The sequence below is a fragment of the Streptomyces sp. NPDC007875 genome, from assembly GCF_042868035.1.
GTDB classification, from domain to species: domain Bacteria; phylum Actinomycetota; class Actinomycetes; order Streptomycetales; family Streptomycetaceae; genus Streptomyces; species Streptomyces antimycoticus.
The window spans coordinates 277,187-297,576 of sequence record NZ_JBIADZ010000003.1; the positions used below are offsets into that span (position 1 = coordinate 277,187).

17 protein-coding genes and 2 pseudogenes are annotated in these 20,390 nt (G+C 71.6%); 8 read left to right on the forward strand and 11 right to left on the reverse strand.

From position 1 onward, the window contains the following. Positions 1 to 61 precede the first annotated feature (61 nt). Complete coding sequence (locus ACFYOY_RS08215) at positions 62 to 424, reverse strand: glyoxalase (protein WP_351898146.1); 363 nt, start codon at positions 422 to 424, stop codon at positions 62 to 64. A gap of 450 nt (positions 425 to 874) precedes the next feature. On the opposite strand from ACFYOY_RS08215, the gene ACFYOY_RS08220 reads away from it, so the two are divergent. The 3 genes from ACFYOY_RS08220 to rfbA all read left to right on the forward strand — a co-directional run bounded on the left by ACFYOY_RS08220 (position 875) and on the right by rfbA (position 3,070). Further along, on the forward strand, positions 875 to 1,849 hold the full coding sequence (locus tag ACFYOY_RS08220; protein ID WP_351898149.1) for a methyltransferase: 975 nt from the start codon (positions 875 to 877) through the stop codon (positions 1,847 to 1,849). A gap of 5 nt (positions 1,850 to 1,854) precedes the next feature. Beyond that, positions 1,855 to 2,064, forward strand: a complete 210-nt coding sequence (locus ACFYOY_RS08225) for a hypothetical protein (protein ID WP_351898152.1) — start codon at positions 1,855 to 1,857, stop codon at positions 2,062 to 2,064. Positions 2,065 to 2,170: 106 nt separating this feature from the next. Continuing rightward, complete coding sequence (gene rfbA / locus ACFYOY_RS08230) at positions 2,171 to 3,070, forward strand: glucose-1-phosphate thymidylyltransferase RfbA (RefSeq protein ID WP_351898155.1); 900 nt, start codon at positions 2,171 to 2,173, stop codon at positions 3,068 to 3,070. On the opposite strand, the pseudogene ACFYOY_RS08235 reads toward rfbA, so the two are convergent. From ACFYOY_RS08235 to ACFYOY_RS08245, 3 genes and pseudogenes are all read right to left on the reverse strand, one after another. Next, positions 3,071 to 3,797: pseudogene (locus ACFYOY_RS08235) on the reverse strand (ABC transporter permease); the annotation flags it as partial. Between the two features lie 32 nt (positions 3,798 to 3,829). Beyond that, complete coding sequence (locus ACFYOY_RS08240; protein ID WP_351898158.1) at positions 3,830 to 4,462, reverse strand: endonuclease; 633 nt, start codon at positions 4,460 to 4,462, stop codon at positions 3,830 to 3,832. A 63-nt stretch (positions 4,463 to 4,525) separates the two neighbouring features. After that, complete coding sequence (locus ACFYOY_RS08245) at positions 4,526 to 6,241, reverse strand: helix-turn-helix domain-containing protein (RefSeq protein WP_351898163.1); 1,716 nt, start codon at positions 6,239 to 6,241, stop codon at positions 4,526 to 4,528. Positions 6,242 to 6,943: 702 nt separating this feature from the next. On the opposite strand from ACFYOY_RS08245, the gene ACFYOY_RS08250 reads away from it, so the two are divergent. Beyond that, the gene (locus tag ACFYOY_RS08250; protein WP_351898246.1) at positions 6,944 to 9,217 is read left to right on the forward strand and encodes an EAL domain-containing protein; all 2,274 of its coding nucleotides are present in this window, start codon (positions 6,944 to 6,946) and stop codon (positions 9,215 to 9,217) included. A gap of 71 nt (positions 9,218 to 9,288) precedes the next feature. Here ACFYOY_RS08250 and ACFYOY_RS08255 read toward each other — a convergent pair whose 3' ends face one another. Beyond that, positions 9,289 to 9,645 (reverse strand): DUF779 domain-containing protein, encoded by a 357-nt coding sequence (locus tag ACFYOY_RS08255; protein ID WP_107119279.1) that lies wholly within the window; start codon positions 9,643 to 9,645, stop codon positions 9,289 to 9,291. A gap of 145 nt (positions 9,646 to 9,790) precedes the next feature. Further along, positions 9,791 to 11,380, reverse strand: a complete 1,590-nt coding sequence (locus tag ACFYOY_RS08260; protein ID WP_388585572.1) for an FAD-dependent monooxygenase — start codon at positions 11,378 to 11,380, stop codon at positions 9,791 to 9,793. A gap of 51 nt (positions 11,381 to 11,431) precedes the next feature. Here ACFYOY_RS08260 and ACFYOY_RS08265 point away from each other — a divergent pair, with 51 nt between their 5' ends. The 3 genes and pseudogenes from ACFYOY_RS08265 (at position 11,432) to ACFYOY_RS08275 (ending at position 13,052) form a co-directional block, all read left to right on the forward strand. Then, positions 11,432 to 12,154 carry a TetR/AcrR family transcriptional regulator gene (locus ACFYOY_RS08265; RefSeq protein ID WP_351898179.1) on the forward strand — a complete coding sequence of 241 codons (723 nt, stop codon included), beginning with the start codon at positions 11,432 to 11,434 and terminating at the stop codon, positions 12,152 to 12,154. Positions 12,155 to 12,526: 372 nt separating this feature from the next. Then, the gene (locus tag ACFYOY_RS08270) at positions 12,527 to 12,736 is read left to right on the forward strand and encodes a hypothetical protein (protein WP_351898185.1); all 210 of its coding nucleotides are present in this window, start codon (positions 12,527 to 12,529) and stop codon (positions 12,734 to 12,736) included. Further along, a pseudogene (locus tag ACFYOY_RS08275) lies at positions 12,733 to 13,052 on the forward strand (transcriptional regulator). Before ACFYOY_RS08270 ends, ACFYOY_RS08275 begins: the two are co-directional and overlap by 4 nt. Before the next feature lie 9 nt (positions 13,053 to 13,061). Here the strand turns inward: ACFYOY_RS08275 and ACFYOY_RS08280 are convergent. The 4 genes from ACFYOY_RS08280 to ACFYOY_RS08295 form a co-directional block, all read right to left on the reverse strand. Continuing rightward, positions 13,062 to 14,099, reverse strand: coding sequence for a hypothetical protein (locus ACFYOY_RS08280; protein WP_388585797.1), 1,038 nt, complete (start codon positions 14,097 to 14,099; stop codon positions 13,062 to 13,064). A 279-nt stretch (positions 14,100 to 14,378) separates the two neighbouring features. After that, positions 14,379 to 15,392 (reverse strand): hypothetical protein, encoded by a 1,014-nt coding sequence (locus ACFYOY_RS08285; RefSeq protein WP_388585575.1) that lies wholly within the window; start codon positions 15,390 to 15,392, stop codon positions 14,379 to 14,381. A 309-nt stretch (positions 15,393 to 15,701) separates the two neighbouring features. Beyond that, on the reverse strand, positions 15,702 to 16,652 hold the full coding sequence (locus ACFYOY_RS08290; RefSeq protein WP_351898201.1) for a TauD/TfdA family dioxygenase: 951 nt from the start codon (positions 16,650 to 16,652) through the stop codon (positions 15,702 to 15,704). A gap of 51 nt (positions 16,653 to 16,703) precedes the next feature. Beyond that, positions 16,704 to 17,939, reverse strand: a complete 1,236-nt coding sequence (locus tag ACFYOY_RS08295) for a cytochrome P450 (RefSeq protein ID WP_351898206.1) — start codon at positions 17,937 to 17,939, stop codon at positions 16,704 to 16,706. Between the two features lie 103 nt (positions 17,940 to 18,042). Between ACFYOY_RS08295 and ACFYOY_RS08300 the strand changes: the two genes are divergently transcribed. Then, positions 18,043 to 19,008: a hypothetical protein gene (locus ACFYOY_RS08300; protein WP_351898213.1), complete on the forward strand. Its 966-nt coding sequence runs from the start codon at positions 18,043 to 18,045 to the stop codon at positions 19,006 to 19,008. Positions 19,009 to 19,101: 93 nt separating this feature from the next. On the opposite strand, the gene ACFYOY_RS08305 is transcribed toward ACFYOY_RS08300, so the two are convergent. After that, positions 19,102 to 20,361, reverse strand: a complete 1,260-nt coding sequence (locus ACFYOY_RS08305; RefSeq protein ID WP_351898219.1) for a cytochrome P450 — start codon at positions 20,359 to 20,361, stop codon at positions 19,102 to 19,104. Positions 20,362 to 20,390 lie beyond the last annotated feature (29 nt).

Consider the following 20,390-nt stretch of genomic DNA (forward strand, 5'->3'; position numbering starts at 1 on the left):
GGCGGCCGGCGCGGGACCCGCCGCCCGGCCACCTGCGGCTGACGCCCGGCCCGGGGTGCGGTCACGCGGCCTGGAAGTGCGGGTTGCAGATGAGGCCGATCAGGTCGCCGGGGGGGTTGCGCACGACCGCGACCTCGATGCCGCCGCCGACCTCGCGGCAGGACGAGCGGGATTCGCAGCCCGCGGCGAGCAACTGCGCCTCGGCGTCGGACACGTCGTCCACGCCCCAGTAGACGATCGGGCCTTCGTCGGGGTCGCCGTCGGGGTCGAGCGCGAGTTCGTAGCCGCCGACGTCGTATCCGACATAGAACGGCTCGTCGAAGTAGGGCTCATGACCGAGGGTCGAGTTCCACCAGAGCTTGGCGGCCTCCAGGTCGCGCGCCGGGTAGACAACCGTTCGAAGACCCAGAAACTTCACACTCACCGGAATACTCCTTCGATCGATTCGGCCAGTCAATGTTCTGGCGGAGCGACGATAGCGTAAAACCGTCGGGGATCGGTACCGGAGAAAGCGCGGTCATCGCCTGATGGCGGCGTTACCCGCGATCTCGGCCTGCCGTAAATCGAGGTAATGTCGAGCGCCGCGACACCGGCTTTCCAAAGATTTGAACCTTCTTTCGGAACCGGAACTTTCGATTCCACAAGGGTGCTGAGCAGGGCGGGATCCCGGGGAAGCCCTTTCTTGTCGGAGCACAGACATAACGCTGGAACGGCCCGGCCTGGTGCCGATCTCCTGTCGATCTCCAGTCGACATCCAAGACCTTGACATGGATTTTTATGTGATACAGACTCTCCCGTGTAGTTACGGGGGACTACGGGGGAGGCTGGCATTCGCACTCTGGATGAGTTGGTCCGTGCCAGAAAGATTCTGGCCATGATCGAAGCCGCGGACGAACTGGGGTTGCTCACGGAACTCGCGCGAGAACCTCTGACTCCGACCGAGATCGCCGACCGGGCCGAGATTGACCGGATCATGGCATATAATTTCCTCACCGTTCTGGTATGGAATGGAATTCTCACTCGGAATGGTGATCACTTCGCGCTCGACGAGGCCCTTCGCGCCGAGGTGACGAGCGGGGCGCTGCCCCTGCTGCGCATCGAGGGATGGGCCACCCGAGACCATCTGAACGCGGCCGGGATCGTCGCCGCGCTGCGCGGGCACCGTCGCCCGCCGGAGATCGACGACCGCTACGTGGGCGCGCTGGCCGAGGCGATGCTGCGCGGCGCCCGGGCCAGCGCACCGCACCTGGCCCGGCTGCCGCTGTGGCGCGACCGCGCCCACCTGGCCGACTTGGCGGGCGGCAGCGGTGGTTACGCCATCCTGCTGTGCCGGATGTACCCGCGTCTCAGGGCGACGGTGTACGACCGCCAGGAGATGCTGGAGCACACCGCCCGCGCGGTGGCGGACGCCGGGCTGGACGACCGGATCGCGCTGGAGCCATGGGAGTTGCGCGGCGACCCCGTCCCGGCGGGGCACGACTGCGCGCTGCTGTCACACGTGCTGCACCTGCTCGACGCCTCGGCGCGGGCAGAGCTGCTGGGCCGGGTCCGGGCGGCGTTGGCGGAAGGCGACCCGGTCGTGGTGCACGACTTCCTGCCGGGTACGGCTCCGGGTGCGCCGTCGCCGGAGGAGTCCGCCTCCGCGATCGACTGGCTGGCGAACGGCTCGGGCTTCCTGCCGGGCCCGGACGAGCTCGGCGCGGAGATGGCGACCGCCGGAATCTCCGTGCGCAGCGTCACGCCGATCGCCGCCACCCGCACGGCCGTTGTGTCCGCGGCCTGCACGCTCGGCCTTCCGGGCCGCCATTCGAGCCCCAACGGCTCCGCGGAACGGAAGGCCCGACGTTGAGCGACGTGACGAAAGAGCTGGACGCCTCCAGAGAACTGGAGGCCGCCGAGGAGTCGGACGCCTCCTGGGCCGGCCCGGACGCCCCTTGGGACAACCCGGCCGCCGCCGAGTCCCCGGACGACTACCTGGAGAGGCTGCTCCGCAGCCTGGACGACCGCCGGTCCGAGCCGAGCCAGTGCGACGGCTTCGCCCTCTGCGGCGACTGGCCCTGGTAGCGGGGAGGGGGCGTGAGGAAAGTACTCACGCCCCCGTCGCATCACCGCGAGTCCGACCCGGCCCGGCTGCGATCAAGAGTTCGGCGATCATAGGTAGTGGCACTCCATGCGCGGCATCATTCTCGCCGGTGGTACCGGCTCACGGCTCTGGCCGATCACTAAAGCAGTGTCCAAGCAACTCATGCCTGTCTATGACAAGCCGATGGTCTATTATCCGCTGTCGACACTGGTCCTGGCCGGGATTCGAGAGATCCTGGTGATCAGCACACCGGAGGACCAGTCGGCCTTCCAGCGCCTGCTCGGCGATGGCTCCCAATGGGGACTCGAGCTCGCTTATGTGTCCCAGCCCAAGCCCGAAGGGCTGGCGCAGGCGTTCATTCTCGGAGAGGAATTCATCGAGGAGCGATCCGTCGCCCTGATCCTGGGCGACAATATTTTTCATGGCACCGGACTGGGGACGCAGCTGCGGAACCATACGTGCGTCCAGGGTGCCCGGGTGTTCGCCTATCCGGTTTCCGACCCCAGAGCATATGGCGTGGTCGACTTCGACGAGGAGGGGAAGGTCCGTTCCATCGAGGAGAAACCGGTCACACCCAAGTCCCGTTACGCCGTTCCGGGGCTGTATTTCTACGACAATCGAGTCGTGAAGATCGCTAAGGAATTGAAGCCCAGTGCCCGTGGTGAACTGGAAATCACCGGAGTGAATTCAGCCTATCTGGACCAGGGCGACCTGCAGGTCACGGTGCTGGACCGGGGAACCGCATGGCTGGACACGGGCACCTTCGGGTCGCTGGTCGAGGCCGCCGAGTTCGTCCGGGTACTGGAGCAGTGCCAGGGCTTGAAGGTGGGGTGTGTGGAGGAGGCGGCCTGGCGGACCGGGTTCATCGACGCCACTCAACTCCAGAAGCTGGCGGAGCCACTGGTCAAGAGCGGTTACGGCACCTATCTCCTGGATCTGCTGGACGCGGAGGATGAGTACGCGGCCCTGAGCGGGAGCGTCAAGTAGTCAAGCAGCGCGGCGGATGGCGGGGTAGGGCTCCGCGAGCATGCCGATGCCCAGCATGGCGCCGAAACCACCGGCCGGCACCCAGGGCGGGATGACCGTCGTCCAGACCTGGGCCAGGGCGAACGGGTCGCCACCGCGCCCAGCGCCACCCCCACCAGCCCGCCGGGCGCCGACAACAGCAGTGCATCGGTGAGGAACTGAAGCCGGATGGCACCGCGGGTGGCCCCGATCGCCCGCCGCAGACCGATCTCCTGACGGCGTGTCAGCACCGCCGCCACATCCTCCACCGACGCGTCCGTGGAGCGATCGAAGATGGTGGTGGGGTGGCCGTTGAAGCCGAAGTACCGCTCGGCGGCCGGGAATACCACCATCGCCTCCCGGTCCAGCGTGCCAGCTCGACCGGCCGGAGAGTGCCCACGACCACCACATAGCGGTTATTGACCGTGATCTTCTCGCCGGGACCGGTGACCGCGAGCCGCTTCGCGGCGATCGAGCCGAGCACGGTCACCGGCAGCCGCTCATTGGCGGAGTTCAGCCAGACGCCCCGGTCCACGTCGGCGCCGAGCGCCTCCAGCAGATCGGGCCGGGCGGCCTGAGCGGTGACCCCGGCCGTCCGCTCCTCCGGCACCACATCGCTGCGCCGGATGCGGGTTTCCACCTCGCCGGTCGCCGTGGCGTGCCGCACCGGGCCGATGCGCTCGACCATCGAGACGGCGTTCTTGGGCAGGACGGGAACGCGCTACGCGACGGCTGGGCGTGTTACGCGGCGGCGCGCACCTCCCGGGCGGCGTCCGCGTGGAGCGCGACGCGGACCAGGGCCGCGGCCAGCCGGGGAAGGTCCTTCTCGGCCACCAGCCGCCCCAGCGACCCCGCGTTCTTCGGCAGCCCGACGCGCTCGGCGCCCTCCAGCGCCTTGCGGTCGAAGTACGGGGCGAACTCGGGCCAGACGCCCTGCACCTCGCGCAGGAAGATGTTCACCCCCGCGGGCCCGATGCCCTTGATCTCCGGCAGCAGCTTCTTCGGGTCCCCGGCCTCGCGCATCCGCCGCAGATCGCCTCCGTACTCGCGGTTCACCAGCTCGGCCGCCTCACCCAGCTGGGTGGCGGTCCGCTCGTCGTAACGCCGGTAGCCGCCCTCGCCCAGCGCGTCGACCCGTTGCTGCCAGGTGGCCTCCGCCATCCGCCGCGGGTCGCGCATCCCGGCGTCGAAGAGGGCGCGGGCGGCGGCGACGGCGATATCGGAGCTGATCCGCGCGGACAGCAGATGCGCGAGTACCAGCAGCTGGTAGAGCGGACCAGGGGTGTCGCGGAGCTTGATCCCGGCCGCGGTGGCGAAGGTCGTGCCCTGCTGGTCGAGCAGGGTGCGCGCCACGCTCTCGTTCCTGTCGCTCATTGCCCCTCCCGCCTCGTCGTGCGATGCCGTCGCGCCGGTCACGGGTGCCCGGTGGCGCTCCGCTCACTCGGGGCCGCTGCGCATGACCTTCCAAATGCGGGTGGCGACCTGGAGGTTGAGCCTGCTGTCCACGTCCGCGAGATCGATTCCGCTGATCTCGCGGATGCGCTGCAGCCGGTAGCGCAGGGTCGAGCGGTGGATCACGAGCGCCGCGGCCGTCTCGCTGTAGTTGCCGCCGCGGTCGAAGTACTGGGAGAGGGTCTCCACCAGATCCGTGTGGTGCAGGGCGTCGTAGTCCATCAGCGGGCCCAGCCACTCGCGGGCGAATCGCTCCACCTCCCGGTGATCGCTCCCGGTGCGCAGGATCCGGTACAGCCCCAGGTCGTCGTAGAACGTCATGCCGCTCGCGGTGTTGGAACGGCGGCGCACCTCCAGCGCCCGCAGCGCCTCCTGGTACGAGCGGGGCACCTCGTGCGGGGTCTCGCAGGAGGCGCCCACCCCGATCGCCCCGCTGTCCGTGCCGAGCTCACGGCTCAGCGCCGAGTGCAGCGACCGCTCGCCCGGTGCGCTCTGGGCCACCAGGACCGCCGCGTCCGAGCGCAGGGCGGGCAGGATCCTCAGGCCCATGCCCGTGGCCGCCCGGCTCACGGACTTCAGGAACACATCGTCGGCCGGACGGTCGCTCCAGCGCACCACGATCACATGGTGCGGACCGTGCAGATCGTGGCCGACCGCCTCCGCGCGGGCGTACGCACTGGTGTCGTCCGCGCCCGAGAGCAGATCGTCGACCAGCTCCCGCCGCAGCCGCAGCTCCACCTCGGCCAGCTCGCGCAGATGGGCCAGCTCCAGTCCCAGCGAGGTCGCGGCGTGGTCCAGCGCGCGAACGGCCCGCTCATCGGCCCGGCCGTCCGGGTCCACCAGGCACAGCACGCCCAGCACCTCACCGCGCGGATCGGCCACCGCGACCAGCCGGTCCCGTACCCGCACCGGACGCGGCCTGCGGGCGGCCTCCCGCAGCAGTTCCTCGCGCTGCGCCGGATCGGGCTTGGGGTAGGGGTCCGGGCGGCCGGGGCCCGCCCAGGCCCGGAGGTTGCCGAACCGGTCCTCGGCGGCGGTCGCCAGCCCGGTGATCCGGTACAGCGTCCGGACGATCCCGTCCTCGCCGTCGCCGTGGGCGGCCGAGCGGGCGAGGGCGTCATGCACCTCCCGCAGATGGGAGAGATCGGTCAGCGAGGAGTCCAGCCGCCGCCGTATCGCCTCCCGCTCGTCCCATGCCCGGCGCAGCTCCAGGGCCTGGGCGCGCTCACGGTGGTGCGCGGCGGCGGCGGACAGGGCCGCGGCGGTCTGCCGTACGAGCAGGGTGAGCAGCAGCCGTTCGTCCTCGCCGGGCCGGTCGCGGTAGCTCACGACCAGGGCGCCGTGCAGGCCGTCCGGCGCATGGGGCCCGCCTGGTTCGCGTAGCCCACCTGGTTCGCGCAGCCCGAACGCCCAGCCCCAGGCCCGCCGGGGGAGCCGCACCGGCCCGTCCCGTCCGGCCAGCTCCCTCACCTGCGCGTCCAGGGCCTCGGTGGCTCGCTGACCGTCGTGCGGACAGCGGACCAGGCCCTCGCCGAGGCTCAGGTATGCCGCCTCGGCGCGGCCGGTCCCGACCGCGCTGACCTGCGTCATCGCCCGGCGCAGTATTTCCGCCCCGTCCTGGCCGTCGATCCCGTCGAAGCTGGTGGACAGGGTCAGACAGCGGTGCATCAGCAGATTGTGGGCGACACCTGGTGAGGCCATTGGGTCACTCCGTGCGTCCTCATGTGTCCTGTGCGTCCTCATGCCTTCTCGAGATGGCGTTTCGATGAGATCCGCGATCCGGCCGCCGAGTACCCACTTCATGGCAATTCACCGCATGAGGGTGAAAATGGTGCGGGAGTTTCGATCTCCTAGGTGCGGCGGACGGGCCCGGAGGGGGAGTGGACCGGCCGGGAGGGCGTGTGTCCCGTCTCCTCGCCCGGTGTGACGGCGGAGCGCGCGGACGTGATGGATTTCCCAATTCGACGGTCCCCAGGCAGGATTGGCGGCGCGTCAGGAGCCCGATCCCGAAGGGTTTGGCACAGCCGCTTTCAATGGCCCGCCCTCTGGAGGGGCGAGGTCAGCGCGGGGATCGGGCCGCTGGCAGATGCCCGTGACAGGTGCGCGACATCCTCCGGCGGCGCTCGTCTCCATGATCAGATCCGGATTGAAGTTTTCCGTTTTTCCTTTCCCCATCGAACGGTTGATCAGTAATCTCGCCTCAGCAGCGGGTTGCCGTGCCGCTCTTCGTCGTGCTCAACTTCCCCGAGGACGCGGACGACCCGAGGGCGGCCCCGGAAGCCGGAAGAGGGCGAAGGAAGTGCAGGACGTGGACTGGCGGCCGGAGGGCATCGACGCCACAGGCGAGGACGCGGCATGCGACAGGGACACAGCCCATGGCGGCTGCCCCGCGGGGCGCGCGATATGACGTCCGAGTCGGGCGGGCCGAGATGTGACCGCGGCGCCGGGGACGCCGCCGGGCCCCCTGCCCCCACGGAGAACGATCAGCTGAGACGGTTCGCGGGCATCTGGTGCCGGGCCGTCCACCCGCTGGCGGCCACGACGATGACCCCCGACGAGTTCGAGGTCTATCTGCTGCCGCTGGCCCACCGGTTGAGCGCCGCCCTGCGCGGCTCTCCCTTCGACACCGAGGCGGCGTACGCGGTCGGGGCCGCGCTGGTGAACGCCCAGTGCACCGAGCCCGAGGCGCTGCCCGCCATCCTGGGCGTCATCGACGCGCATCTGGTGTCCTGCTCGTCGCCCGCCGATCCGTCCGCCGCCAGGCCCTCCGCCGATCCGTCCGGCGCGTCGTCGTCCGCCGAGCCGCCCGACACGTCCGGCCACGAGCCGCTGGCCGAGGAGGAGGCGCGCGCCCGCTGTGTACGGCTGCAGCACGCCCTCGCCGCCGGGTTCGTCCGCGAGCTGCGCAAGTGCGAGCGCGATGAGCAAGAGGCCATCTCGCGGGCCGCGCTGGCCGCCCGGACCGAGGCCGAGAAGGCGCTGCACGCGAGCGAGGCCAAGTTCCAGGCCGTCTTCGAGGGCGCCGTCATCGGCGTGGGCATCGCCGGACTCGACGGCGAGGTGCTCGTCGTCAACGACGCCATGGCCCGGATGTTCGGCGGAATGGACTTCTTCCGCCCCGGCCGCAACGTCACCGAGTTCGTCCACCCCGACGACGTACCGGGCGCCCATGAGTTCTACCGCGAGCTGGTCAGCGGGGAGCGCGACCACTTCCGCATCGAGAAGCCGCACTACCGCGACGACGGCAGCGAGCTGTGGACCAATCTCACGGTCACCCTGCTGCGCGACTCCAGCGGCGCCCCGCAGTACCAGCTCGCCCTCGCCGAGGACATCACCGAGCACCGGCAGCTGCGGGAGCGGCTGCGCTACGAGGCCACCCACGACGAGCTGACCGGACTGCCCAACCGCACCCTGTTCCTGGAGCGGCTGGATCAGGTGCTGGCCGCCGGGGCGGACGCCGAGCGGTTCGGTGTGTGCTACCTGGACCTGGACGGCTTCAAGGCCGTCAACGACAGCCTCGGGCACGCCGCCGGCGACCGGATGCTCAAGGCCGTCGCCAAGCGCCTCCAGGACTGTGTGAACACTCCCGCCGAGCTGATCGCCCGGGTCGGCGGCGATGAGTTCCTCGCCCTGCTCACCGGCCCCGCGGCGCAGGCCGACGGCGCCGGGCTGGCCCGCCGGATGCTCGCCGCGCTCGCCGAACCCGTCCGGGTCGAGGGCCGTGAGCTGCGGGTACGGGCCAGCATCGGCGTAGTAGACGGCCGGGCCGGGGAGATCGGCCGGGCCGAGGTGCTGCGCAGCGCCGACATCACGATGTACCGGGCCAAGGCCGCGGGCGGCAATCGCTATGAGATCGCGGACGCCGACTCCAACGCCCGGGTGATCGCCCGCCACAGCCTCACCAACGGGCTGCCCTCCGCCCTGGAGAAGGGCGAGTTCTTCATCGAGTACCAGCCGCTGGTACGGCTCACCGACGGCACCGTGCGCGGTGCGGAGGCGCTCGTACGCTGGCTGCATCCGGTGCACGGCGTGCTCGGCCCCGACCAGTTCATCCCGCTCGCCGAGGACACCGGGCTGATCGTCCCGCTCGGCCGCTGGGTGCTGGAGCAGGCCGCCCGGCAGGCGCGTGAGTGGCGCGACGCCGCCGATGGCGACGGCGAGCCGCTGCGCGTCAACGTCAATCTCTCACCGTGCCAGCTGAGCCACCCCACGCTGGTCTCCGACACGGTGGCGGTCCTGGAGAGCGCCGGGCTGTGCCCCAGCGCGCTGTGCCTGGAGGTCACCGAGAACGACCTCATCGGCGCCGACGAGAGCGCCCTGCGGCCCCTGCGGCAACTCGCCGACCTCGGCGTGGACATCGCCCTGGACGACTTCGGCACCGGCTACTCCAACCTGTCGTACCTGCGCCGGCTCCCGGTCTCCACGCTCAAGCTGGACCGTTCCTTCACCCGGGGCATGCAGCGGGCCCCGGCCGATCCGGTCGACGTCAAGATCGTCGAGGGGATCGTCTCGCTCGCCCACACGCTGGACCTGGCGGTGACGGTCGAGGGAGTGGAGACGGCCGTACAGGCCGAGCATCTGCGGGGGCTGGGCTGTGACACCGCGCAGGGCTGGTACTACGCCCGCCCGGGCCCGCCCGAGCGACTGCACACCCTGGCGCTGGCCGACGCCAGCTGAGGCCGCGAGAAGGGGGTGCGCAGCACCCCGCCGGCGCGCCACGCAGAGGATGCGCCCCGCAGGCGCCGCGCTCAGCTCGCCGCGTCGTCCAGCAGCCGTGAGCGGATCAGGAAGCGCACGCCCTCCGGCGCCTCCAGGGAGAAGCCGCTGCCGCGCCCGGGCACCACGTCCACCGTGAGATGCGTATGCGCCCACCGCTCGAACTGCGAGGCCGACATCCAGAAGCCCACCGGCTCCTCGACCCCGTCCACCTCCAGCTCCGCGAGCAGCACATCCGACCCGCCCGTACGGAACTCGCCGAGCGGATAACACATCGGCGCGCTGCCATCGCAGCAGCCGCCCGACTGATGGAACATCAACGGGCCGTGCTCCGCTCGCAGTTGGCGGATCAGCTCGGCCGCGGCCGGGGTCAGCGCGATACGCTCCATGGGCGATCCCTCTCCGATCATGCTCACCGAGCGGTCAGGGGCCAAGCCCAGCGAACCCCCCGCCACGTTGCGAGAACGTTGCCCGCGCGGCGTCCCGCAACAGGGCCCGTCCGCCACGGGTTCGTCAGCCGAACGGCAGGGGCGCTCACCCCACCGGCTCCACCGCCTCGTGCTCGGGTGAGCACGTCGGCGCGCCGGTCCATCGGTGCAGGGCGGCTTCGAGGCCCGTGACGGCGGCGAGGTCGGTGGTGTCGGAGGCCCAGGCGACCACCCCGTCCGGGCGTACCAGCACCCCCGTCGGCGTCGCGTGGTCGTCGGTCACGGTGCACACCCGCCCGGCCCAGGCCGCGGCGAGGCGGGCGAACGTGCCGTCCGGAGTGCGGTCGAGCAGCAGGAACCCGCCGCCGTGTCCGTGGTCGACCAGCCGGGAGCCGTCCCTCAGCCGCAGGTCGGGGACGTACCGGCCGATCAGCGGATGGTCGCCGGGCAGCTCGACGCGCTGCGTGACACCGGAGATCTTCTTGACCGCGTAGGTGGTGCCCTCCCGGGTGCCCAGCAGATCGGCGACGACCTCCCGGAGCGCGGCCGACGTGGCGTCCCCGCGCATCACTGCGATCTGGGCCCGCGTCCAGTCCAGCACCCAGGCGCCGAGGGGACGACGCTCGGCGTCGTAGGTGGCGAGCAGCCCTTCGGGTGCCCATCCGGCGACCACGGCACCGAGCTTCCACCCGAGGTTCATCGCGTCGCCGACCCCGAGGTTGAGCCCCTGACCGCCGAACGGTGAGTGCACATGCGCGGCGTCGCCGGCCAGCAGCACCCGCCCCGACCAATAGGTCGCGGCCTGGCGGGCGTTGTCGGTCCAGCGGGTCGCGGCGCCGTGCAGCGCGGTCAGCGTGACGTCGGTGCCCGAGACCCGGCGCAGACTGGTCTGCACCTCCTCGAGGGTGACCGGCGCCGAGCGGTCGGCGGGAGGGCCGTCGAACTCCACGGTGACCACCCGCCCGGGCTGCGGACCGTAGCGGTACGCCCCCCGGGTCGACCACGCCCATCCGTCGGCGAGCATCGAAGGGTCGGCGATGTCGGCGACCGCCAGGTGTCCGGTGAGTCCGGGGTCGGTGCCGGGGAAGTCGATGCCCGCGAGACGGCGTACGGCGCTGTGCCCGCCGTCGCACCCGACCAGCCACCCGGTGCGCACCGGGCCGGCGGTGGTGCCGACGAGCACGCCGTCGCCGGTGTCTTCGAGCCCGGTGACCTCCACTCCGCGACACACCGGTATGCCAAGTCGCGCGACATGGCCGGCCAGCAGCTCCTCCAGCTCACGCTGCGGCACCAGCCTGCCTCCGTCGACCGCGGTGTGGGCAGCGAGGTCGGGATCGGACCAGTCCACGAGGTCGGCGTCGAGGATCATGCCGGCGAAATGCCCGGTGAACCGCGACCCGGGCGCGCGCCGGCCGCCACCGGGCGGCTGGTCGTCGGCCGTGCGGGCGAACGACCCCACCCGTTCGAGCAGCTCCCGCTGCACCTGTTCGGCGGCAGGCAGCAGCCCGCGGCGGTCGAGCGCCTCGGCCGTCGGCACGTTGATCGCCCCCGCCTTCATCGCCTCGCTGGGCTCGGCCAGCCGCTCGAGTATCTGCACCCTCGCCCCGGAGAGCGCCAGCTCCGCGGCGAGCACGAGGCCCACCGGCCCGGCTCCGACCACGGTCACGTCCACGTCCTGGTTCACATTCACGGTCACGAACAGTGTTCTATGTGCGAACAGCGTTCGTGTCAAGCTATGATGGGTCGGGTGAACCCGAGAGAGCGACGCGCGGCGCGCCATCAGCCGCCGAACCCCGACGCCGAAGCCGCCCCCAGGTCGCGGCGCCGCAAGGCCCCGATCACCGTGGAGCAGGTCATCGACACCGCGCTGGATGTCGTCGCCACAGAGGGCTACGAGGCGCTGACCATGCGCAGGCTGGCCGGCGCGCTCGACACCGGACCCGCCTCGCTCTATGCCCACGTGGTCAACAAGGCCGACCTGGACGAGCTGCTCATCGGGCGGCTGTGCGCCGAGCTCGTACTGCCCGAGGCCGACCCCGCGGCCTGGCGGGAGCAGATCCGCGGCGTATGCGCCCAGATGCGCGACCAGTACCTGAAGTACCCCGGGATCTCCCGCGCCGCGCTCGCCATGGCCCCCACCGACCTCGAGATCGTGCGCGTCAGTGAGGGAATGCTGGCGATCCTGCTCGCCGGCGGCGTCGCCCCGCAGGCCGCCGCCTGGGCCATCGACGCCCTCCTGCTGTACGTGGCCGCCTACTGCCTTGAGATGTCGATCGCGCGCCGGCGATCAACGCAGGATGACGCTGCTTGGGTCCTCGACCGCGGTGAACTGCTGCGCCGGTTCGCCGCGCTGCCTGTCGAGACCTTCCCCCACACCACCCGCCACGCCGCCGAACTCACCGCAGGTGAGGGCCACGACCGGTTCGACTTCACGCTCGCCCTGATGGTCGACGGCCTGGCGCGCCGCTAGTGCTCTGACCACTTGCGTTCACCGACTTGGGCAACGGCACCCCGACGCACAGGGGGCGGTGATCTCTGTGCTCGGCCGGATGTTCCGCCGGGCAGTGGACGGGTGCGGGGCAATGGGGGTTGCGCGGCGGGTCAGGACGGGGCCGGGGCCGGGGTCGAAGAGGGATCCGAGTCTGCTGCCGGTCCTTGGGGTGTTCATCGTGCTGGCCGCAGTACTGGAACGCGGTCTGTCGCTGTTCGGCGGACCGGAGACGTACATACTCTGCGGTGACCTTGCAGAGCTGTCCGAACGACTCGACCGGGAAGCAAGCGTGAACCGGAATGGCTCGCCTCCCGTCTGCTCGACGGCCGTCGGCGCACGGACCAGCTGCAGGTGAGCGCGGCGGTCGCCGGCCACCGCATCCCCCTGGTCGTGGTCGGCATGCTGCTCGGACTCATCGGCGCCACTGTCCTGGTGGCGCTCGCGCTCGACGCCGACGGCGCCGCCCACGCCGGTATCCGGGCGGCGGCGCTGATCGCGGCCGTCTACGGGTTCGGTGGACCGGAAATCCTGCGCGTTCTGCGTCGTTGGGCGCGGGCATGACGAAGGCGCGGTTCGACGAGCTGATCCATCCCAGCACCCGCCTGTCGCTGGTGGCGACGCTGGCAGCCGCCGACTGGGCGGAGTTCGCCTTCCTCAAGGACCGGCTGGGGATGTCCGAGCACTGTCCAAGCAGCTCGCGACACTCGAAGAGGCCGGGTATGTCGCCACGGAACGCCGCCTCAGCGGTAGCCGCCGCAAGGTGCGCGCTCGGCTGGCACCCACCGGCCGGGACGTCTTCAACGGCCATGTCGCCGCACTGCGGGAAATCGTCGCCGACGCCGCAAGCCCGGCCGAAGGGCCGGCGGCTCGCTCATGACGTGGGTGTCTATCCGCCGATCGCCGGATTGCTCGCCATGATGTCCTCGGCGGTGTGCCAGAGGCGGGGCAGGAATCGGGTGACCTCCTCGGCGCGGTGGAGGATGTCCTCGGTCGAGCTGATGCCGAGATCGCTGACGGCCGCGTGGAACGCGGGGGCGAAGGCGCGGTGCAGCTCGGGGGCGTCCGCGGCCAGGATGGTGTGACAGCGGGCGAAGGTCGCGATGATCCAGAAGACGGCTTCGTGGTGGTCGCCACGGTCGATGAGGTCCTGGCTGCCGTTGATCGCGATCGGCCGTGCGGGCGGGGTGATGTCGCTGCTGAAGAGGAACGGGGTCCTCGCGACCTCGGCGGTCGCGTCGAACACTTCGGTGAGTTCACGCAGATGGTGCCGGATGCGCCGGGCGGGCAGGTGCCGGCAGCCGAGAAGGTCCAGCAGTTCCGGGTAGCGGCCGAGGTGTCCGTAGTCGGTGAGGACCTCGCGAGCGGCCAAGTACCGCAGACGCACGGTGGGGTTGCGCAGGGCGGCGACCAGAAGCACATGGGTGGTCACGCCGGTAGGGAACAGCCAGGACAGCACCTGTTCATGGAACGGCGCCGAGGCGTCGATCGCCGCGAGCCGGGTTTCGATCCGATGGCGGGCGTCCTGGCATCTGCGGCGAACCCAGGGCCGCGCCGCGAAGTGGCCCGCGACGTGTGCCTGCAGTGTGCGCAGGTGCCCGGTGGGATCGTCGATGACCGTGTCGGTGCGGAAGCTGCCGGCCAAGTGGTACGAGGCGAGGACGTCGTCGGCGGAAACGAGCTGCGACCAGGGCAGATAGCTGACTTCCAGCAGTGTGTCGCGGTAGCGGAGCTTGCCCGGTTTGGCGGGCGGGTCGTCCGTGGCGGTGATGACGACGATGTCGATATCAGAGGAGGGCGCCAGCTCGGCGTCGTCCGGGAGCCCGACCGTTGAGCCGCTGAAATACGCCCCGCGAAAGACCACATCGGAGCGGGCATGCCGAGCAACCCATTCCGCCGCGATGGCACGTGCCGCCCCCAGCTTCACCACGCATCCCCTCCTGCCGACGAGCACATGAGCGTCATTGTCCCAGCGCACTGCGGCTGCGCCCGGCAGGTGCGAGGCGCGGCGAGGCGACCCTCGGGCGGTCGGCATGACGTGGGTCAGGGGCCCCTTTTCGGCGTCTGGAAGAGGCCGAGCTTCTTCGGGGAGTACGACACCAGCCCAGTGGCCCGTCGTGCGCCCGCTGCTGCCGGTGCCGGGCTGGATACGCGGCCGCGGCGGGCGGCCGGAGGCCTACTGCCACCGGCAGATGGGCGCAGCCCATCAGTTCCCAGGCGTCGCGTCCGTGGCGGCGGCGATCGCGCAGACCGGGCGGGTGCGGGCGGCGTATGAGCGGGCTGCGGCGATCAGGCCGAAGCCCAGGCCGCCGAAGGCGAGCCCGCCGAACAGCACCATCCAGGTGATTCCGGCGCTGGAGGTGAACGCCCCGTCCGGTTTGATCCGCGGCAGCACATCTGCGGCACTGAGCGGGGCGTAGATCACGAGGACGACGCCGTACACCGACAGGCCGATGGCCGTCAGCCATGCCGGGAGGAGGGGCAGGAGCCGGGGCACCCGTCGCCCGGTGAGGAAAAGTGTCCAGCGTGGGAACACCTGGCCCCAGGGGTACAGCAACCCCAGCAGCAGGAAGATCCCGGCCAGCGCGGCCAGGACGGTGACGTCGATGCCCACTGAGGCGAGCGCCTTGGCCGCGTCCGAGCCGCCCGCGTTCTCCTCGCGCCACTTCTCCGCCGTGACGCTCAGCGCGTCGCCGCCGAGCGTCCAGATGGTCTTGACGACCGCCCACGGCAGCAGCCCGCACATCAGCAGGTACACCTGGATCCGGGTCCGCCGGGACGCCACGGACGCGGGCGGGTGGACCAGCGGTCCGCTGCCGTCGCCGGTGTGCCCGGTCCCGCACCGCGGACACCGGCCCCGCAGCCGCCGCCGGTGGGAGACGACGACCAGCAGCAGCAGGGCCAGGCCCACGGTGTTCAGCAGGACATGGGCGAAGCCGGTGGCGCTCTCCACACCCGATAAGGACGCCAAGGTGACCACGTACGCGGGCAGGCTCGCCATGCCCATCGCGAAGACGGGGACCGCCACGGCCAGTGCCGCCGTCACCGCCACCCGGCCGCGCCGGGCCAACTGCCGGGGGGTGGCCAGGCAGGCCCCGGCGGCCAGCAGGGCCAGGGCGGCCAGCGCGAGCTGGACGCCGGATGCGTAGGCCACATGCGGCGACCAGGGCACGGTGGCGCCCGCCGCGGCCCAGACCACCTGGACGGCGGCGTACACCACACCCCACGCCGCGGCGGCGTGGGGCGCCCACCGGGGCCACCGCCGCGGCCACACCCGCCACCCGGGCTCCGGGGACGGAAGCCCGGGGCGGGCCGGCGTTTGCGCGGGAACAGTCACCGTGACCTCCGGTTTCGCGGTGCCGATACTCAAGCCTGTCCGGTAGCGGCGGCGGGTGCATCCGTCCCGGGGGCGACCCCCTCCACCGCGTGGGGGAGGGCGGATGAGCCTCGCGGATGACACTCCGCCCCTCCCCGCATGACCCGTGGGCCGGGCGGATCAGCAGCGGATCAGAAAGGGATCAGAAGCGGATCAGAACAGGACGTTTCCATTGCCGGTCCGGTGGGCCCGGGTGCGGCGGTGGTCCAGATGGATGAAGGTGCGCTGCAGCCACCGGTCGTAGCCGTCGTACTTGGGCTGGTACGCGGTGCGCCCGTGGATGGCGATGCGGTTGTCCACGACGGCCATCTCGCCCGGCCGCAGGACCAGCGTCCGCGCGCCGTCGAGGAACGCGCCCCGCAGGGCCTCCAACGCCACCTTCGCCTCGTCGTCATTGGCGGTCGTCGCGTGGAAGTCCACCTTCACGTCGGGATCGTCCGGGTCGCCCCTGAGTACCGCGTGCGCGGGGCCGGGGCCGCCGTCGCGGAAGGACGGCGGCGGGGCGGTGGTGAAGCGCTCCTCCCGCAGGACGCGCAGCGTCCCGGGGCTCAGCAGCTCCAGGGCGGTGCGGATCGACGACACCATCGTGCCCGCGTTCAGGGGCTCGTCGTTGCGCAGACAGAGCAGGCTGACGTAGTCGGGGCAGTGCGGATGGAACGCGTTCTCCACGTGCAGCTCCAGCGGGGTGGAGCCGGCGTTGCTCTGCGACCCCTCGCGGCCGGGCACGGGCACCACGTTCTGGACGAGCGCACCGGACTTCTCGTCCCGGTACGCCGCTATCTCGCCGATCTGCAGGGTGACCATCACGGCGACGGCAGCGGGCACGGTGGCGGTGCGCTCCACCGACTCGGGCACGGTGGGAGTCAGGGGCAGTTCCGCTTCGTTCACCGGCAGGTTGCGCACGATCAGAACGCCGTCCCGGCCGGGGTCGTGGCGATAGAGGCGGGTGGCCTCCCGCAGCCGCAGCGGAAGACGGCAGGACATTCTTCGGGCTTCGGCCACCCAGTGCGGATCGTCGATGAGGCCGGGAGCGGTGGCGGCCAGTTCGGCCGCCAGGGCGCCCGTCTCCCGGCGGTCCTGGGCGGACAGGTTCACAGTGGTCATGTCTTGTCTCTCCTAGAGGTCCTCGGGACCGGCCTGTGACGCCGGCCCAGGTCAGCGCGACGGGGTCGCGCGGCGGGTGAGGGTGACGGGCAGCGAGGTGAAGCCCCAGATGAGGTTGGACTGCATGCGCCGCGGGGCGCCGCGTGGCGCGACCTGGCCCACCCGCGCCAGGAACTCCTCGAAGAAGATGGTCAGTTCGCTGGTGGCGAGCGCGGAGCCGAGGCAGAAGTGCGTGCCGGTGGCGAAGGTGAGGTGGCGGTTGGGGGTACGGGCGATGTCGAAGCGGTCGGGATCGGCGAACACGGCCTCGTCACGGTTGGCCGCGGGCAGCCACACCGCCACCTGGTCGCCGGGCCGGATCCGGTGGCCGCCGAGGTCCACCTCGCGCCGCGCGGTGCGCAGCACATGCAGTGCGGGGCTGGTGAAGCGCAGGATCTCCTGGACCGCGGACGGCAGCAGCTCGGGCTCGGCGCGAAGCCGGGCCCACTGGTCGGGTGCCCGGAGGAAGGCCAGCAGCCCGCCGACGGTGGTGTGGCGGGTGGTCTCGTTGCCACCGGAGATGAGCCCGTTGCAGTTGAGCAGGACCTCCTCGTCCGTCAGGGGCGCACCGTCGACGGTGCCGTGGGCGAGGGCGCTGACGATGTCCTCCTGCGGGTCGCGCCGCCGCCGGGCCAGCAGGTTGTCGTAGTAGACGAGGAGTTCGGTGTGCGCCTCGGCGATCCGCTGGGGGTCGGTGCCGGCGTTCTCGTCCGCCCCGAAGGCGATCATGGTGAGCTTGAGCATGAGGTCCCAGTCGGCTCGCGGCACGCCGAGCATGTCGGAGATGACCGAGACCGGGAGGCGCGCGGCGACCTGCGCGAAGTCGGCGTCGCCCTGGTCCAGCGCGGCCTCGATGACCTCGACCGCGGTCTGCCGGATGGTGTCGGTGAGCCGCCCCACCATGCGTGGGGTGAACGCGGAGTTAATGACGCGGCGGATGTCGCCGTGCCGGGGCGGGTCGGTGACGATGAGCATCTTCCCGGCCGCCGCCGCGTTGGACGCCGGGTCGGCGTCCAGGCGCATGCCGCCGGTGGATGAGAAGGCGGCGGCGTCCTTGAGCACCCGGGCCGCCGGATCGTGGCCGAGGACGGACCAGTAGTCGCCGGCGTGGGGCCGCCGGGTGAGGAAGACGGGGTGGGCGGCGCGCAGCCGCCGCCAGACCTCCTCGATGCCGTCCTCGGTGTAGCGGCGGGGGTCGGACAGGTCGGGTGGTGTGGTGATGAGCAGAGGGTCGGTGGTCTGGGACATGGGATCTGCCGATTCTCGATTCTTGGAAGCCGACTGCCCTGTCGCACGGGTGCGTTCGTACGGTGTGCTCGGCAGCGGCGGACGGATGGACGGGAGAGCTGACATGACGTCAACCCAGCGACGGGGGCGGGTCCGGGCGGCGTGGGCGGTCGCGGGGTGCGCCGCCACGTTCGCCGCGACCGCCCTCGCTCGCCGCCGTGAGCGGGAGCCGTTCCCCGGCGAGCGGTTGCTGAAGGGCGCCTCCGCCGCGGGTGGCCTGGCGCTGGCGGCGCTCACGGCCGTACCGTCGGCCCGGCACCGGACGCGCGGGGCCGCGGAGCTGGCGGCGCGCGGCGCGGCCGCGGGACTGGTTCAGGGCGGGAGCCACCTCCTGTTCGACGCGCTGACCGTGGCCCTCCGCCGTACGGCCAAAACGGCGGACCCGGACGCCGCCGAAGTGGACCCGGGCCGGGTGGCGGCCCGCTGCCTCGCCCTCGGCTCGGCCGCGCTGACGCTCATGGCCGCCCGGTGGCAGGCGCGGGAGGGAGCGGGGACCTGCCCGCGGTGCGGGCGCCGGCCGCGCCCGGCCGCACCGCGGGCCCTGGCGTGGAGTGGCTACGCCGCGTGCGCGCTGTCCCTGCCGTACCCGGTGGTGAAGCTGGCCTGGGAGTGCGGCAGCGACATCGGTATCACCCGGCCCGAGGTGATCCACGCGGTCCCGGGCGGCTGGCTGCCGGTCGTGCCCGCCCTCGCCGGATCGCTCCTGTCGCTGGCGCTGGTACGGCCCTGGGGCCGGGTGTTCCCGCGCTGGGTCCCGGCCGTCGGGGGTTCGCGGGTGCCACGGCCGCTGGTGCTGGTGCCGAGCTGCTTCGGCCTCGCGGTGCTGGCCGAGGTGGCCCCGGCGGCGCTCGTGGCGGGTGTGCGGTACGTCAACGACCCGGCCACGCCGCCGGTCGAGGAGATCGGACTGCGCCCGTGGGTTCCGCTCACGTTCTATGCCTCCTGGGTGTTGTGGGGCGTCGCGCTGGCGGGCGCGGCCTGGGAGTACCACCGCACCACCGCGGGCTGCCCCGCCTGTGCGCGGTCGTGAGGCTCCGGCCCGGCCGGGGCAGGGGCCGGGCCGGAGACGCTCGCGGGGCCCCGCGGGGTGGATCCTGGATCCGGGGATCCACCCCGCGGGATGTCAGGTGAGCAGCACGGACAGCTTCAGCGGGGTGCGGGAGATGGGATTGGGGATGAACGGCACGTCCCCGTCACCGGCCAGCCGCAGCCGCGGGAAGCGCTCCAGCAGCCGCCCGATGGCGATCGCCCCCTCCATCCGGGCGAGCGGGGCGCCCAGACAGTGGTGGATGCCGTAGCCGAACGTCAGATGGCCGCCCGCATGGCGGGTGACGTCCAGCCGGTCGGCGTCCGGGAACTGCTCGGGGTCCCGGTTCGCGGCGCCCAGGGACAGCAGGACCGGCTGGCCCTTGCGGATGGTGACCCCGGCGACAGTGGTCGGGGCGCCGGAGATCCGGACGTTGGTGAGGAACAGTGACGGGTCGAACCGCAGGAACTCCTCGACCGCGCCCGGCATCAGCGACGGGTCCCTCTCCACCAGCGCGCGTTGCTCGGGGTTGCGCAGCAACGCGTGCACGCCGTTGCCGATGAGGCCCACGCTGGTCTCGAACCCGGCGAGCAGCACGATGAACGCGGTCGAGATCAGCTCGATCTCGCTGAGCCTGCCCTCGTCGGCGTCCCGGGCCTGCACCATCTGGCCCAGCAGGTCCTCGGTGGGGTGGGCGCGCCGCTCGGCGATGAGCTCCTTGATGACGTCGATGATCCGGTAGGCGATCTCCTCCCGGCCCTCGTGGGTGTCACCGCCGGTGAAGTCGCGCGCGTTCCGCGACCAGTCGTGGAACACCTGGCGACGGTCCTCGGGGACGCCCAGCAGTTCGCAGATCAGGACCAGCGGCAGCTGCCAGGCGTAATTCTCCATCAGATCCACGGGGCTGCCGTCCGCGCCCTCCTCGGCCAGGCGGTCCAGCAGTTCGGCGGCGGTCGCTTCGACCCGCGGCCGCATCCGCTCCGTCTGCCGGCCGGTGAACGCACCGCTGAGCAGCTTGCGCAGCCGCGTGTGCTTGGGCGGGTCGGTCACCACCGGGTGCTCGTTGTAGATCCGCCAGATGCCGCCCTCCTCGTCGGAGACCGGGTCGTCCTCCGGGTCCGGCTTCTGCCGCAGCACCGGGTCCAGGTGGGCCAGCCGGATGTCCTCGTAGCGGGTGGGCACCAGCCACCGGGAACCGTCCGGCAGCTCCGCCCACCACACGCGCGACTTCTCCCGCAGCCGGGCGAAGAAGCCGTACTGGTCGCGCACCAGCTCCGGGTCCATGAGCTGGAAGACGGGGACGCCGTCACCGGACGGGCCCGCCGGGTCCTGGCGCGCGTCGGTCGCTTGTCGCATCGGATGTGCTCCTTCGGTGGAGAGGTCCG

What these genes read in the sequence shown, in the direction of transcription:
- ACFYOY_RS08220 (WP_351898149.1), top strand. Translation starts at nt 875, where the DNA reads ATGATCGAAGCCGCGGACGAACTGGGGTTGCTCACGGAACTCGCGCGA.
- ACFYOY_RS08300 (WP_351898213.1), top strand. Translation starts at nt 18,043, where the DNA reads ATGACGTCAACCCAGCGACGGGGGCGGGTCCGGGCGGCGTGGGCGGTC.
- ACFYOY_RS08305 (WP_351898219.1), bottom strand. Translation starts at nt 20,361, where the DNA reads ATGCGACAAGCGACCGACGCGCGCCAGGACCCGGCGGGCCCGTCCGGT.
- ACFYOY_RS08245 (WP_351898163.1), bottom strand. Translation starts at nt 6,241, where the DNA reads ATGGCCTCACCAGGTGTCGCCCACAATCTGCTGATGCACCGCTGTCTG.
- ACFYOY_RS08290 (WP_351898201.1), bottom strand. Translation starts at nt 16,652, where the DNA reads ATGACCACTGTGAACCTGTCCGCCCAGGACCGCCGGGAGACGGGCGCC.
- ACFYOY_RS08250 (WP_351898246.1), top strand. Translation starts at nt 6,944, where the DNA reads ATGACGTCCGAGTCGGGCGGGCCGAGATGTGACCGCGGCGCCGGGGAC.
- ACFYOY_RS08295 (WP_351898206.1), bottom strand. Translation starts at nt 17,939, where the DNA reads ATGTCCCAGACCACCGACCCTCTGCTCATCACCACACCACCCGACCTG.
- ACFYOY_RS08255 (WP_107119279.1), bottom strand. Translation starts at nt 9,645, where the DNA reads ATGGAGCGTATCGCGCTGACCCCGGCCGCGGCCGAGCTGATCCGCCAA.
- rfbA (WP_351898155.1), top strand. Translation starts at nt 2,171, where the DNA reads ATGCGCGGCATCATTCTCGCCGGTGGTACCGGCTCACGGCTCTGGCCG.
- ACFYOY_RS08240 (WP_351898158.1), bottom strand. Translation starts at nt 4,462, where the DNA reads ATGAGCGACAGGAACGAGAGCGTGGCGCGCACCCTGCTCGACCAGCAG.